Below are 14,597 nucleotides of genomic sequence, written 5' to 3'. Positions count from 1 at the left end.
CCCTCACACCGCCACTTCGGCCTTGATGTGCGGATGCGGGTCGTAGCCCTCCAGCGTGAAGTCCTCGTAAGTGAAGGCGAAGAGGTCGTTCACGTCCGGATTGAGCTTGATCACCGGAAGCGGACGCGGCGCGCGGGTGAGCTGCAGACGGGCCTGCTCGATGTGGTTGGAATAGAGGTGCACGTCGCCGAAGGAGTGCACGAACTCGCCCGGCTTCAAGCCCGTGACCTGCGCCACCATCAGCGTCAACAGCGCATAGGAGGCGATGTTGAACGGCACACCGAGGAAGACGTCGGCCGAGCGCTGATAGAGCTGGCACGACAGCTTCCCGTTCACCACGTAGAACTGGAACAGGCAATGGCACGGCGGCAACGCCATCTTGCCGACATCGGCCGGATTCCAGGCGGTGACGATCAGGCGCCGCGAATCCGGGTTGCGCTTGATCATGTCGATCACATCGGTGATCTGATCGATATGACCGCCGTCAGGGGTCGGCCATGACCGCCACTGATAGCCATAGACCGGGCCGAGATCGCCATTGGCATCGGCCCACTCGTCCCAGATGGTGACGCCGTGATCGTGCAGATATTTGATGTTGGTGTCGCCCTTGAGGAACCACAGGAGCTCGTGCACGATCGCCTTCAGCGGCAGGCGCTTGGTGGTCAGCAGCGGAAAGCCGGCCGCAAGATTGAAGCGCATCTGGTGGCCGAACACCGACAGCGTGCCGGTGCCGGTGCGGTCATGCTTCTCCGCGCCATCGGCGAGGATGCGTTCAAGCAGGTCGTGATATTGGTGCATGGCCGGATGCCGCTTTCAAAGGCGCAGGTGTAGCGGAGCCGGTGCCGGACCGACAGCCGCGACTCGCCGCTCTCCCCAGCAAATATACACCGGAAAGCATCGGCACCAGCCCGCAAGTCCGGCGACGGAACCCACAACCGCCAGCTTTCGTCAGGATTCCACGAACACCTCGTCGCGCTTGCGGCGCAGGATCGGCAACACCGCCAGCACCAGGAGCACGGCGGCTACCACCAGAAGCGAGGCCGAGAGCGGGCGGGTGAGAAACACCGACCAGTCGCCGCGCGAGATCAAGAGCGCCCGGCGCAGGTTCTCCTCCATCAACGGCCCGAGCACCATGCCGAGCAGCAGCGGCGCCGGCTCGAAATCGTGCTTGATCAGCCAGTAGCCGAACAGACCGAAGGCACCGGCCAGGATGACGTCCACGGGCGCATTGTTGATCGAGTAGATGCCGATCACGCAGAACACCACGATGGAGGGAAACATCAGCCGGTAGGGCACCCGCAACAGCCGCACCCAGATCCCGACCAGCGGCAGGTTGATGATGATCAGCATCAGATTGCCGATCCACATCGAGGCGATCATGCCCCAGACCAGGTCCGGCTGCTTCTGCATCACCTGCGGTCCCGGCACGATGCCATGGATGGTCATCGCACCGACCATCAGAGCCATCACCGCATTCGGGGGAATGCCGAGCGTGAGCAGCGGAATGAAGGAGGTCTGCGCTGCCGCATTGTTGGCGCTCTCCGGCGCCGCAACGCCTGCGATGGCGCCGCGGCCGAAGCGCGACGGATCGCGCGCAATCTTCTTCTCGAAAGTGTAGGCGGCAAAGGACGCGATCACCGCGCCTCCGCCGGGCAGGATGCCGAGAATCGAGCCCAGCACGGTGCCGCGAAAGATTGCCGGCGCGGATTCGATCAGGTCCTTCCGCGTCGGCATCAGGCCGGTGATCTTCTGCTGCACCAGTTCGCGATCCCCCTCCGCACCAGCATCGAGGTTGCGAATGATCTCGGCAAAGCCGAACACGCCCATCGCGACGGTGGCGAAGCCGAGCCCGTCGGCGAGCTCCGGAATGTTGAAGGCCATGCGCGAGGCCCCGGTCTCGATGTCGGAGCCGACCATCGAGAGCAGCAGTCCGAGCGCGATCATCGCGACCGCCTTGAGAACACTGCCCTTGGCGAGCACCACGGCGAAGATCAGGCCGAGCACCATCAGCGAAAAATATTCAGCCGGGCCGAAAGCCAGCGCAATCGACGTCAGCGGGGCGCCGAGTACGGCGATCAGCACGGTCGCAGCACAGCCGGCAATGAACGAGCCGATCGCGGCAATCGACAGCGCAGGTCCCGCGCGCCCCTGCTTGGCCATCTGGAACCCGTCGAGCGTGGTGACGACGGAGGTCGCCTCACCCGGGATGTTCACCAGGATCGAGGTCGTCGAGCCGCCATATTGCGCCCCGTAATAGATGCCGGCGAGCATGATCAGCGCGCCGACCGGCGGCAGCCCGAAGGTGATCGGCAGCAGCATCGCCACCGTGGCGATGGTGCCGATGCCGGGCAGCACGCCGACCAAAGTGCCGACCAGCGCACCGATCAGGCAGAGCAGCAGATTGAGCGGGCTGACGGCGACTGCGAAACCGTGCCCGAGGTTCGTGAACAGCTCCAGCATTCAAGCCCTCACGGCACCAGGAAACGCGGAACCAGCGGCATCGGCAGCCCCAGCACATAGGGGAACAGCAGCGCACAGCCGATGGTGAGCGCGATGCCCACGACCAGCGTCTCACCCCAGCGTGTCTCCGAACTGCCGAGTGCGGAGATCAGAAAGCTGGCGAGCCCGGCGATCACCAGTCCCAAAGGACGAATAGCGACAGCAAAGGTCAGAATGGCCAAGAACACGAACAGAGGGCCGCGCCAGTGATACGGCATGATATCCGGGCCGTCGGCGATCACACCGATGGTAGCGACCACGGCGCCCAGCCCCAACAGCAGCACGCCCAGCATGCGCGGCGCGGTCCCCGGGCCAAATGAAAAGCCGCGCATGCCCTGCAGGTCGCTCGAGGCCCACAACGCAAACAAGGCGAGGGCCATCAGCGCCACGCCGCCATAATAGTCCTGCGGCGCGCGAATCCGGGCGAGCCGCGTGAACAGCGCGAGGGCGAGCAGCGGAGTGGTGTAGATCACCGCCAGCAGCATATCGGACGACAGCGCAATCCTGCTCCCTCCGGCCGCTTGCTGCACCAATGTCGGAATTGCTTGCGTGAGCGCGCCCGAATGGGCGGAGAGGACCTGCAACGGGCCGCGCCCGGACAGAGGCACGATCAATCCAGCCAGCGCGATCAGCAATTCGACAAGCTGCGGCGCGAAGGCGAGCAGCAGAATGACCAGGGCGCCGGTCAGGTTGCGCGCGGACGATGCCGCAGTTGCTCCACCCGGCAGATGGCCCGTTGTTTCGGCCATGTCCGATGTTCCTCCCCGGTCGGCCTTTGTGGCCGAAAATCTTCTTGTTCGTCGGTTGGGCTCGGCGAGGAGCCACTTCGTACTGCGTAATCGCTTTCCCTAGAGAAGGCCAGCGAAACCCAGGCAACCGCCGGCGACAAGCAGCCACACCGGATTGAGACGTGTCAGGGAGGCAACGAGCGCCGCGGCGATCGTGATCGAGACGGCTGTCCAGGTCCGGTCGGAGGTCTGCGCCAGAACCAATGCGCTTGCGGCCATCAGTCCGATCGAGAGCGGCACCAGGGCCGCCTGCAGGATCGCAGGCCAGCGCGCATTGCGCGAATGGGAGAGCCATCGGCTGACGACATAGGCGAGCGCGGCAGTCGGCCCGCACATTGCGACCGTAGCGACGACGGCGCCAGTGACACCAGCGACCACATAGCCGATCAAGGTGACAATAAGGACGTTAGGGCCCGGCGACATCTGCGAGATCGCAAACGCATCGGCGAACTGTTTGTCGGTCATCCAATGCCGGACGTCGACGGCGATGCGGTGCATCTCCGGAATCGCGGCGTTGGCCCCACCGACCGCGAACAGCGAGATCAGGGCAAAGGTCCAGAACAGCTGGAACAGCGGATTGCCGTCATCACTCATCTGGCCCACCGGATCTTGGCATAGGTGATCGCAAGGCTGACCGGGATGGCGACCAACAGCACGGCCGGCAGCGGTAGCCGCGACAGCCCGATCGCGGCGAAGACCGCCCCCATCACGAGCAGACCCAGCACGTCACGTTTTTTCAAGAGCGGCAACATCATCCGGAACACGGCGGAGACGAGCAGGCCCACCGCCGCGCAGGAGACCCCGGCGAGCACGCGCCTCAGGCCGTCGACCTGACCGAAATGGCTGTAGATGGCGGCCAAAGCCGTGACCAGCAGCATCGGCGGACCGACCAGCCCGGCAAAGGCGGCCACTCCGCCGGCGATGCCTCGAAACCTCGAGCCGAACACCAGGGAAAGATTGACGATGTTCGGCCCGGGCAGGAAATGACACAGCGCGAAGGTCTCGTTGAACTCCTCCGCAGTCATCCAGCGATGTTCCTCGACGATGGCACGGCGGGCGAACACGAGGACGCCGCCGAAGCCCGACAGGGACATCTTCGCAAATGCGATAAAGAGCACAGCCAGACTGGGCGGAGAGTTGTGGATATCCGGTGCGGCAGGAGCCGCCGGCACGGCTTGGGACGACATACGGCCAATCTAGGGCCGCTTCGTCGGCTGGACCAATCCAAATCGATCTGTTCCCGCGATCGCCCACATTTTTGTCCGCCAATGCGGCCCCAAGGGCACTGTCATTCTCACCGCCCTCCCCCTATATTGGGGGTGCCGGCTTGCCGGCTATGGAAATAAATCGCCGTCGAAATAAACCATTCGGACCCGGGGGCGGTACCCGGCGCCTCCACCCAAGCCCGCCATTTCCGGCGGGTTTCGGCGGGGGCGAAATAGGATCGACGAGGGCGTAAAGGGCGAGCTTTTTCCCGGTATTGTTCCGCCGTTATCGGGCTACTGCAATAGTTGCCAACGACAACTTTGCTCCGGTTGCTCAGGCTGCGTAACGCAGTTTGAAAGACCACTTTAAAGTCCTAGCGGGTTAAGCTCCGCTAGGCGGGGTCCGGAGGCACCTGGCAACAGAAGCCTCCACTTCTTCCTTGCGGCGATCCGGCCTTTTCTGTCGGGATCTCCGCTCTCATTTCTCACCTGATCATGTGACCGCGGGCATGGGATGGATGCTGACCTCTGCCGCCCGTCGGGTTACGATGGCAAAAATCCCGAGTCGGTCCCCTTAGGCGCAGGCCGGCTCTCGGCACCATCAGAATACAGGACCGATCATGGCGACGGATCATATTCGTTACGACGTGTTGGCACGCGACGCCCTGCGCGGCGTACTGCGCCGGGTGTTGAGCGATGCTGCCGCGCATGGCCTTCCCGGCGAGCACCATTTCTTCATCACTTTCCTCTCGAAGGCCGAAGGGGTGAAGCTGTCGCCACGGCTGCTCGCCCAGTATCCGGACGAGATGACGATCATCCTGCAGCACCAGTTCTGGGATCTCGAGGTCACCGAGGACCGCTTCGAGGTCGGCCTGTCGTTCGGCGGCATTCCGGAGCGGCTGGTCGTCCCCTTCCACGCCATCAAGAGCTTCTTCGACCCTTCGGTGCAGTTCGGCCTGCAATTCGAGCCGTCCGAAACGGGGGCCGAGACGACGTCCGGCACGACATTGCCGGCATCCCCTGCCGCCTCCGCGACTGTCGCCCCTGCTCCGGCAGCGGCGTCCGAGCCGGAGAAGCCCGAGCCGCCGAGCGAGGGTGCGGAGGTCGTGCGGCTGGATCGTTTCCGCAAGAAATAGGCCGTATCCGCAAAAATAGGTCCCGCGGAACGGCCACGATTTCAGTTAATTGAAGCATGCTTGAACCGGCCGGCGCCGGTTCGCGACCAAGGGCATGTTTCATGGCGCCATCAGCTGAATCCCCCCATCCCCCGTCCACTCGCACAGAGACGGACAGTTTCGGCCCGATCGAGGTGCCGGCAGACCGCTATTGGGGCGCACAGACCGAACGCTCGCGGCAGAATTTCCGCATTGGCCAGGACCGGATGCCGATGCAGATCGTCCGTGCGCTGGCCGTCGTCAAATTGGCCGCTGCCCGGACCAACCTCGAGCTTGGCCTTCTCGATCGGAAGCTCGCCGAGGCGATCGCACGGGCCGCCGAAGAGGTCACCGAGGGCAAGCTCGACGACCACTTTCCGCTGGTCGTTTGGCAGACCGGCTCCGGCACCCAGACCAACATGAACCTGAATGAGGTCATCGCCAACCGCGCCAACGAGCTGCTTGGCGGCGAACGCGGCGCCAAGGCGCCGGTTCACCCGAACGACCACGTCAATATGAGCCAGTCATCGAACGACTCGTTCCCGACGGCGATGCACATCGCTGCGGCTCGCGCGATCTTTGGCCACCTGATCCCGGCCCTGACCGAACTCCTTGCTGCGTTGCGTGCCAAGCAAGAAGCCTTCGCCGACATCGTCAAGATCGGACGTACTCACACCCAGGACGCCACGCCTTTGACGCTCGGCCAAGAGTTTTCCGGCTACGCTGCGCAGGTCGAAAGCGGCATCGCTCGGATTCGAACGGCTGCAAGCGACCTTTTCCCGCTCGCCCAGGGCGGCACCGCCGTCGGCACCGGCCTCAATGCAGATCCGCGATTTGCAGAACTATTTGCTAGGCATGTTGCTGGGATTACCGGACTCGCCTTTGTCAGTGCTGTAAACAAATTCGAGGCGCTGGCATCGAACGACGCCTACGTATTCGTGCATGGCGCACTCAATTCCGCAGCAACTGGTCTCTTTAAGATCGCAAACGACATTCGCTTGTTAGGATCCGGACCGCGCTCAGGTCTGGGTGAACTAATCCTGCCGGAAAACGAACCGGGCTCCTCAATCATGCCGGGCAAGGTCAACCCTACACAATGCGAAGCGATGACCATGGTGTGCTGTCAGGTGTTCGGCAACCACACCGCGATCACGGTCGCCGGCAGCCAGGGGCACTTCGAATTAAACGTCTACAAGCCGCTCATGGCGCATTGCATGATCAGCTCCATTCAACTGCTGGGTGATGCCGCCCGTTCGTTTACCGAACATTGCGTGACAGGCATTCGCGCCGACGAGAAGCGGATCTTTGAACTGATGGAGCGATCGCTGATGCTGGTCACCGCCCTCGCGCCAAAGATCGGCTACGACAACGCCGCAAAGGTGGCCAAGGCGGCGCATCAGCACGGAACAACCTTGAAGGAGGAGGCAACACGGCTGGGCTTCGTGTCAGACGAGGAATTCGATCGGCTCGTCCAGCCCGAAAAGATGACCAGGCCTGGACGATCATAAAGGTAGTTCCGTAGTACTACGGGGGCTAATGCATTTGTTGCCGTTAACTCGTAAAGGATAGTGTCAACTAGCTAGTTCTGCTGCGTGCGCGGACACAACTATGTTCATCTTTCGCAAAGCGGGATCGGAAGTCTGGCAGTATGAGGGCGATGGCATGATGGTCTACCTGACGGTTGAGCCGACTGCGCGATGCGCGGCAGGTCATGCCTTTCGTTATGACTGTCGCGCTCTGCGATCTCTGTAATGATGGAGCGAGCATGGGAGAGGTGATCAATTTGAAGCGTTTCAAGAAGCGCATGGCACGCGATCAGGTCGGCAAGGTGGCCGACGCCAATCGCGCAAGCTTCGGCAGAACGAAGGCCGAGCGCACAGCCGACGCGCAACGCGAAAAGCGTGCGAACGAGTTATTGGATCAACATCGCATCAATGGCGAGGACGCGTGATGAAGTCGCCGGTCGTAAAACGTTCAATTGTCGTCGCGGGTCACAAGACCAGCGTCAGCCTCGAGGAGGCGTTCTGGAACGGCATGAAGGAGATATCCGGATTGCGTAACATGACGCTCTCCGAACTGGTGGGAGAGATCGACAGCAACCGTCAGCAGGGCAACCTGTCGTCGGCCATCCGGCTGTTCGTGCTCGATCACTTCAAGAACCGCGCAGCCGCTTCATCTGCGGCCGAGCCGAAGCCGTCGGCCGAGAGCCGGCATCCGGCCTCCGCCCCGGCTGCTTGAGCCAGATCAGAAGCCGCTCGCTCGGTCCTGTTTAAAATCGCTCTAAGGTGCAGTGGCGTCGTGCACGCGGCGCTTGACCTTGTGCGTTGCGATTGAAAATACAGGTTATGAGCGAAATCTGCGATGATCGGCAGCACCTGCCACTTGGCTTGGCGCGGCGCGGCTATACCGGAACGATCCAACACCTGGCGGCGAGCGGGACCAGCTCGTCCCTACCCGAAGTTGAACTCGAAAGCCGCCTGATCGAGCTCGGCTTCGTCGAGGGCGCTCGGGTGGAAATCCTGCACGAAGGCATCGTCGGACGTGATCCGATCGCAGTTCGGGTCGACAACATCACCGTTGCTGTCCGCCGACGCGAGGCGATGGCCATTATCGTGGCATAGCGCCAGGGGCGCCGGTCGATGGAAAGTGCGTTGATGCATGTCGCCCTGGTGGGCACCCCCAACAGCGGCAAGACCTCGCTGTTCAACGCTCTGACCGGAAGCCGCCAGAAGGTCGCCAACTATCCCGGCGTCACGGTCGAGCGGAAGGAAGGCGCCTTCGTGACCCCGCAAGGGCGCCAAGTCTCCGTGGTCGACCTCCCGGGCACCTATTCGCTGCGCGGGCGTAGCCCGGACGAGGAAATCACCCGCGATTTCGTGCTTGGACGCGCCACGGGCGAGATATTGCCCGACCTGGTGTTGTGCGTTGCCGACTCTACCAACCTACGGTTGACGATCCGGCTTCTGCTCGAGCTGAAGAGCACCGGCCGGCCGCTGGCGCTGGTGCTCAACATGTTCGACATCGCCAAGCGCCGCGGCGTCACCGTCGACGTGCCCAAGCTCTCCGAGGCGCTCGGCGTGCCTGTCGTCACCTCGATTGCCGTGCGCAAGGGCGGCACTGCCGACCTGCTCCAGCTGACGGATGAACTGCTGGCGCAAAGCCCCTCCCCCGACCGTCAGAATACCTGGTGTCCGCTGACCGTGTCGGAACTCCGCGCCACGCAGCGCGAAGCCGATCGCATCATCGCCTCCGCCGTGACCCTGCCGGAGCGGCCGGACACCTGGACGGGGCGGATCGACGCGGTCGTCCTGCACCCGGTCGGCGGCCTCTTCATCCTGCTGCTGATCCTGTTCGTGATGTTTCAGGCAGTATTCGCCTGGGCACAGCCCTTGATGCAGCTGTTATCCGCGGCCTTCGATGCCGCCGGCCAGCTCGTCCATGACCAACTGCCCGAAGGACTTCTGCAAAGCTTTCTGCAGAACGGCGTGATCTCCGGTGTCGGCAGCGTCATCGTCTTCCTGCCGCAGATCGTCATCATCTTCCTGTTCATCCTGCTATTGGAAGATTTCGGCTACATGGCGCGCGCCGCCTTCCTGATGGACCGCATCATGGGCGGCGCGGGGCTGCACGGCCGTGCCTTCATTCCACTGCTGTCGAGCTTCGCCTGCGCCATTCCCGGCATCATGGCGACGCGCGTGATCGACAACCGCCGCGACCGGCTGACCACGATCCTGATCGCGCCGTTGATGACCTGCTCGGCGCGCATTCCGGTCTATACGCTGATCATCTCGGCCTTCATCCCGCCAACGCAGGTCTGGGGCTTCGCCAATCTGCAGGGCCTCGTGATGTTCGGGCTCTACGCCGCCGGCATCGTCAGCGCGCTTTTGATGTCCTTCCTGATCAAGTTCTTCATGATGCGCGACTACCAGCCCGCGCCGTTCATGCTGGAACTGCCCGATTACAAGATGCCGCGGCTGCGCAGCATTGCGATCGGCGTCTATACCCGGGCCAAGATGTTCCTGCAGCGCGCCGGCACCACGATCTTCGCGATGATGGTGCTGATCTGGTTTCTGGCATCCTTCCCGCAGCCGCCGACGGGCGCGACCGAGCCCGCGATCAATTACAGCCTTGCTGCCATGATCGGGCAGGCCATCGCGCCGTTGCTGTCGCCGATCGGCTTCAACTGGCAAATCGCCGTCGCCCTGGTCCCGGGCATGGCAGCCCGCGAGGTCGCCGTCGCAGCGCTCGGCACCGTCTATGCCATCGAAGGCGGCAAAGAGGCCGCCGAACAGATCGGTCAGGTGCTGGCGGCCAAATGGAGCCTCGCCACCGCTTTGTCGCTGCTCGCTTGGTACATCTTCGCGCCGCAATGCGCCTCAACGCTGGCAGTCATCCGCCGCGAGACCGGCAGCTGGCGCTGGATGGCCATCACCTTCGGCTACATGCTGGCACTCGCCTATGCCGCGAGCTTTGCCACCTACCACATCGCCGTCGCGATGGGCGCGGGTTAGTCCCGCGCCCATGACAGCCGTCACTCCGCGGCATCGTCCACGTGCAGCGCGAAGCCGTGCGCAGCTCGATCGCCGAGTTCGGAGCGCAGCTGCATGGTGGGGATCAGGTAGTCGCCGTGGTTCTGCCGCCGGTACGGAATTGGCGTCGCGGTGAACAGCGTACGCATCCGCTCACGAAGCCGCTCCGCGATCGCGGCGAAGCCCGCCTCATCGAGCCGATTGACCCGATGCGCCACGAAGGCCGGCAGCACGTCGAATCCGGGATAGAACAGGATGCCGTGGTTGATCGGGAACAGCAGATCCTCGATCGGACCGTTGATGCCGCGCGCTGAATAGTGCTCCTCCCATCCGCCGGTGGTCACAATGAGCATCGCGCGCTTGCCGGCGAACACACCCTCGCCGTAGCGGTTGCCCCACCGCTTATCGCTATGCTCGCCAACACCGTAGGTGAAGCCGTAGGAATAGACGCGATCGACCCAGCCTTTCAGGATCGCGGGCATCGTAAACCACCACAGCGGAAACTGCAGGATCACGGCATCGGCCCACAGCAGCTTCTCCTGTTCCGCCCTGACGTCGTCCGTCAACCTATGTGCCGCGAACGCCTCGCCGGACGCAGCGGCGACGTTCAGCCTGGCGTCCGGCGCGAGTTGCGGAAAATCGGCGCGATCGGCGGCGCCTTTCCAACCCATGGCATAGAGATCCGAGATCCTGACCTCGTGGCCCTGGGCCTTGAGTTCAGCTACGGCGGCGTCGCGCAAGGCGCCATTCAGCGAGCGAGGTTCTGGGTGGGCGAAAACGAGCAGGACATTCATGGCATCGATCCTTCGGTGGAACCGAGCCATGACATAGACCCGCATACATTTATCCACTATATGGCGCATATCGATAATATAATGCCGTAATATGGATAAGTCTGACGTCAGCTTCGCGCATATGCGCAGCTTCGTGCGGGTGGCCGAACGCGGCAGCCTGTCGGCTGTGGCCCGCGAGTTCGGCGTCGGGCAGTCCACGATCACGCGCCACCTGCACGAGTTGGAAGACGCCATTGGCGTGCCGCTGCTCAGCCGCACCACGCGCCGGGTAATGCTGACCGACGAGGGCAGCCGCTATTACGCGAACTGCATCCAGATCCTGCGGCTGATTGAGGAGGCCGGCGACGAAGCGCGCGGGAGACGCGGCGCCGCTGCAGGCATGATCCGGATCTCCTGCACGGCAGCCTTCGGCATCCTGCACATCACCCGGCTCGTCTTTGCCTTCCAGGATCGCTATCCGGAGATCGCGATCGATCTCAGCCTGACGGATGAGCGGATCGACCTGGTGCGCGAGGGCGTCGACATCGCGCTGCGCCTCGCCCCACTCGCCGATAGCGCGATGAAGCTGCGCGGGCTCGGTCACTCGCACCGCCTGATGGTCGCCTCCCCCGACTATCTGGACAGGCACGGCACGCCGCGGGTGCCCCAGGACCTGATCGGCCATGAAGGCATCCGCATGACGAACGTCGCGGGCAGCGACCTTCTGACGCTCCAGACGGCCGATGGCCGGCATCATGACGTGCCGTTCATGGGACGCTTCCGTGCCAATCACGGCCTTGCCGTGCGCGAAGCGTTGCTGGCCGGACGCGGCATCGCGGCCGCACACCACTGGCTGGTCCACGACCTCCTCGCGGCCGGGCGCCTGACCGCGATCCTGCCCGACTACCGGCTGTCTTCAGTGCCGCTCAACATGCTGATCGTGCCGGAGCGCGCCGGCATCGCGCGCGTCAGACTGGCAATCGACTATCTCGCTGACGAGATCGGCCGCCTGCCGGGTATCCGCAGAGAACGCTGACCCTACATGCGCGGCATCGATTCCGGCCGGACCTCGCGCGCCTGCGCGGCGAGCCGGATCGAAGCATTCGGCGCGCCGAACCCTTGATAGTTTCGCCGCTGCACGATTTCAAAGAAGAAGCGCTCCTGGAAGATGTGGGTATAGACCTGGAAGAATTCGCCGTCGCCCTCGCGATCGTAGAGGATCTTATTGGCGCGCAGGGCCGCCAAGGTGCCGGCGTCGAAATCATATCTGGCTTCGAGATCATCATAATAGTTGTCGGGAATGTCGAGAAAGCCGGCACCGCGGGCCCGCATCTCCGCAACCGCGGCAAAGATGTCCTCCGTGGAAAATGCGATGTGCTGGACGCCGGAGCCGAAGAACTCCGAGATGAAGCGCGACGGCAGCGTGCGCCTCGCTGCCGAACCGTTGAGGATGAAGCGCAGGCTGCGGTCGTCATTGACGATGGCCTGGCTTTGCACGAGACCTCTTGGGTCGGCGATTTCCATCTGTGGCAAGCGTTTGAGGTCGATGATTCCGGCATAGAACAGCAGCCATGACAGCATCTCGTCATAAGCCATCGATTGGGCGATGTGATCGACCGCCTGGAGGCGCGCCGCGCTGTCGTCGTTGGCCACGGCCTCGAAATCCACGTCCCAATGCTTTCCGTGAGTGTCGAGGAAATACAAGAGGCTGCCTCCCACGCCGTGGATGGCCGGAATTTCCAGCTCGCCCGGCCCGACCGGCTGGGAGAAGGTGCGCGTCTTCAACGCTTGCGCCCGCACCATGGCCCGCTCGGCACTGTCGACATCGAGCGCGATGGCGCAGACGCCGGGACCATGCGTTACATAATGCGAATGGGCAAAGCTCGCCGGCTCGCAATTGATGACGAGATCGACGCTGCCCTGCGACCACCGTTCCACCGCCTTGCTGCGATGACGGCCGGTCTTCCGGAAGCCGAGCTGGGCGAACAGCTCGGCGAGCCCGCCCGCGTTATCCGGACTGACCGCAAACTCGATGAAGCCGATGCCCCTGGCCGTCACTCTGGGAGCGAGCCGCTCATAAGATGCCGCTGGCGTTCGCGCAGCGAGCGCATCGTCCAGCAGCAAGAGCGAGCGCATGCCATCTATGGCAGTGCGCGCGGCCGACCCGGCGCGGAACTGGTCGTTGAATATCTCGAGCGACAGAGGTCCGGCATAGCCGGTTGCAGCCACCGCTTCCATGAAGTCCAGCACCGGCAGATCACCCTGCCCCGGAAAGCTGCGGAAGTGCCGGCTCCAGGACAAGACGTCGAGTTCGAGCCGCGGCGCATCGGCGAGCTGCACCAGAAAGATCTTGTCGGCGGGAATCGCGCGGATCGCGTTGATCGGCAGTGCCGGCGCCAGGGCATGGAAACTGTCGAGAATGACGCCGATCGCTTTGTGGTCGGCACGGCGCACGATCTCCCATGCATCGCGATAATCGCTGACATGCCGGCCCCAGGCCAGCGCCTCGTAACCGACCCGCAGATTGCGGCGCGCCGCCCGCTCGCCGAGCTCACGCAGGTCCTCTGCGGCGCGATCGATGCCGCCAAGCGAAGCCGGAGACACATTGCTGCAGATCAGGAGCAGATCCGTACCCAGCTCCTGCATCAAGTCGAACTTGCGCTCGGCGCGAACGAAGTTGCGCGCACGCTGCGGCTCGGGCATGCCTTCGAAATCGCGAAATGGCTGATAAGCGCAGATCGCCAGACCGAGGTCACGGCACATCTGGCCGATGTCGCGCGGACTGGCGCCGAACGACACGAGGTCGCTTTCGAAAATCTCGACCGCTTCGAAGCCCGCCGCTGCGATGGCCCGCAACTTCTCGTCCAGGGCACCACTCAGCGAGACGGTCGCGATCGAACGCTTGCTCATGCTGCGGTCTCCTCCATGGCGCCGCCCAGGAACAGCTGTCCGATCCGCGGATCGGACAGCACGCGGTCTGCCTTGTCGATGAGCCGGGTACGACCAAGCTCCAGTACAATGCCGTAGTCGGAGATCTCCAGCGCGGAGCGCGCATTCTGCTCGATCAGGAGCACGGAGACGCCGCGATCGCGCAGCTGCTTGAGGATATCGAAGGTCTGCTGCACCATCAGAGGCGACAGTCCGATCGACGGCTCGTCGATCAGCACGAGCTGCGGCTCGAGCAAGAGGCCGCGCACGATCTCGAGCTGTTTCTGTTCTCCGCCGGACAGGGTCGAGGCTTGCCGCTCCGCCTTCTTCCGCAACACCGGAAAGATATCGAGCGCGGTCTCGACCCGGGCGGCGATGTCGATATCGCGAGGAGCGGCCACGCCGCCAAGCTCGATATTGTGGCGGACCGACAGTTCGCCGAAGATGTTGCGTCCCTGCGGGATGTAGCAGACGCCGGCAGCGAGCAGCGCGCGCTGGCTCTGCCCGGTGACATCGCACCCCTTGAAGATCACCTTGCCCTCGCGCAGCTTGAGCAAGCCGAAGATCGCCTTGAATACGGTCGACTTGCCGGCGCCGTTGGGACCGATGACCGTGGTGATCGAGCCCGCCGGCACCGAGAAGCTGGTGCCGTTCAGGATCGTCATCTTGCCGTAGCCGCCGACGAGGTTCTGAACGTCGAGGATGGTGTCGCTCACGACCG

Annotated in this window: 15 protein-coding genes and 1 other RNA gene; 8 read left to right on the top strand and 8 right to left on the bottom strand. The window is 63.5% G+C overall.

What is annotated here, in order from left to right; translation table 11 throughout:
• Window positions 1-3 precede the first annotated feature (3 nt).
• The 5 genes from QX034_RS19555 to QX034_RS19535 form a co-directional block, all read right to left on the bottom strand.
• Window positions 4-798 (bottom strand): thymidylate synthase, encoded by a 795-nt coding sequence (locus QX034_RS19555; protein WP_315700884.1) that lies wholly within the window; start codon window positions 796-798, stop codon window positions 4-6.
• Window positions 799-948: 150 nt separating this feature from the next.
• Complete coding sequence (locus QX034_RS19550) at window positions 949-2,460, bottom strand: tripartite tricarboxylate transporter permease (RefSeq protein ID WP_315700885.1); 1,512 nt, start codon at window positions 2,458-2,460, stop codon at window positions 949-951.
• Window positions 2,461-2,468: 8 nt separating this feature from the next.
• Window positions 2,469-3,248: a tripartite tricarboxylate transporter TctB family protein gene (locus QX034_RS19545; protein WP_315700886.1), complete on the bottom strand. Its 780-nt coding sequence runs from the start codon at window positions 3,246-3,248 to the stop codon at window positions 2,469-2,471.
• Between the two features lie 99 nt (window positions 3,249-3,347).
• Entirely contained in the window at window positions 3,348-3,881 is a 534-nt protein-coding gene (locus QX034_RS19540) for a chromate transporter (protein ID WP_315700887.1), read from the bottom strand.
• Window positions 3,878-4,474 (bottom strand): chromate transporter, encoded by a 597-nt coding sequence (locus tag QX034_RS19535; RefSeq protein WP_315700888.1) that lies wholly within the window; start codon window positions 4,472-4,474, stop codon window positions 3,878-3,880. The genes QX034_RS19540 and QX034_RS19535 overlap by 4 nt, the downstream gene beginning before the upstream one ends.
• A 95-nt stretch (window positions 4,475-4,569) precedes the next feature.
• Between QX034_RS19535 and ssrA the strand changes: the two genes are divergently transcribed.
• From ssrA to feoB, 7 genes are all read left to right on the top strand, one after another.
• Window positions 4,570-4,926, top strand: a transfer-messenger RNA (tmRNA) gene (gene ssrA, locus QX034_RS19530).
• Between the two features lie 186 nt (window positions 4,927-5,112).
• Window positions 5,113-5,628 carry an SspB family protein gene (locus QX034_RS19525; RefSeq protein ID WP_315700889.1) on the top strand — a complete coding sequence of 172 codons (516 nt, stop codon included), beginning with the start codon at window positions 5,113-5,115 and terminating at the stop codon, window positions 5,626-5,628.
• Between the two features lie 101 nt (window positions 5,629-5,729).
• Window positions 5,730-7,154, top strand: a complete 1,425-nt coding sequence (gene fumC, locus QX034_RS19520) for a class II fumarate hydratase (protein WP_315700890.1) — start codon at window positions 5,730-5,732, stop codon at window positions 7,152-7,154.
• Window positions 7,155-7,411: 257 nt separating this feature from the next.
• On the top strand, window positions 7,412-7,597 hold the full coding sequence (locus QX034_RS19515; RefSeq protein ID WP_315700891.1) for a DUF4169 family protein: 186 nt from the start codon (window positions 7,412-7,414) through the stop codon (window positions 7,595-7,597).
• The gene (locus tag QX034_RS19510; RefSeq protein ID WP_315700892.1) at window positions 7,597-7,884 is read left to right on the top strand and encodes a ribbon-helix-helix domain-containing protein; all 288 of its coding nucleotides are present in this window, start codon (window positions 7,597-7,599) and stop codon (window positions 7,882-7,884) included. Before QX034_RS19515 ends, QX034_RS19510 begins: the two co-directional genes overlap by 1 nt.
• A gap of 107 nt (window positions 7,885-7,991) precedes the next feature.
• Window positions 7,992-8,267 (top strand): ferrous iron transport protein A, encoded by a 276-nt coding sequence (locus QX034_RS19505; protein WP_315700893.1) that lies wholly within the window; start codon window positions 7,992-7,994, stop codon window positions 8,265-8,267.
• 18 nt (window positions 8,268-8,285) lie between these two features.
• Entirely contained in the window at window positions 8,286-10,157 is a 1,872-nt protein-coding gene (gene feoB / locus QX034_RS19500; protein WP_315700894.1) for a ferrous iron transport protein B, read from the top strand.
• Window positions 10,158-10,177: 20 nt separating this feature from the next.
• Here the strand turns inward: feoB and QX034_RS19495 are convergent, their stop codons facing one another.
• Window positions 10,178-10,969 (bottom strand): NAD(P)H-dependent oxidoreductase, encoded by a 792-nt coding sequence (locus QX034_RS19495; RefSeq protein WP_315700895.1) that lies wholly within the window; start codon window positions 10,967-10,969, stop codon window positions 10,178-10,180.
• A 91-nt stretch (window positions 10,970-11,060) separates the two neighbouring features.
• On the opposite strand from QX034_RS19495, the gene QX034_RS19490 reads away from it, so the two are divergent.
• The gene (locus QX034_RS19490; RefSeq protein ID WP_315700896.1) at window positions 11,061-11,984 is read left to right on the top strand and encodes a LysR family transcriptional regulator; all 924 of its coding nucleotides are present in this window, start codon (window positions 11,061-11,063) and stop codon (window positions 11,982-11,984) included.
• Window positions 11,985-11,986: 2 nt separating this feature from the next.
• Here QX034_RS19490 and QX034_RS19485 read toward each other — a convergent pair whose 3' ends face one another.
• Both QX034_RS19485 and QX034_RS19480 read right to left on the bottom strand, forming a co-directional pair.
• Window positions 11,987-13,858 (bottom strand): bifunctional sugar phosphate isomerase/epimerase/4-hydroxyphenylpyruvate dioxygenase family protein, encoded by a 1,872-nt coding sequence (locus tag QX034_RS19485; RefSeq protein ID WP_315700897.1) that lies wholly within the window; start codon window positions 13,856-13,858, stop codon window positions 11,987-11,989.
• Window positions 13,855-14,592: an ABC transporter ATP-binding protein gene (locus tag QX034_RS19480; RefSeq protein ID WP_315700898.1), complete on the bottom strand. Its 738-nt coding sequence runs from the start codon at window positions 14,590-14,592 to the stop codon at window positions 13,855-13,857. Before QX034_RS19480 ends, QX034_RS19485 begins: the two co-directional genes overlap by 4 nt.
• Window positions 14,593-14,597 lie beyond the last annotated feature (5 nt).

The organism is Bradyrhizobium sp. SZCCHNR3119 (genome assembly GCF_032487775.1).
GTDB lineage: Bacteria > Pseudomonadota > Alphaproteobacteria > Rhizobiales > Xanthobacteraceae > Bradyrhizobium.
This window is presented reverse-complemented; position numbering and strand designations above follow the sequence as displayed.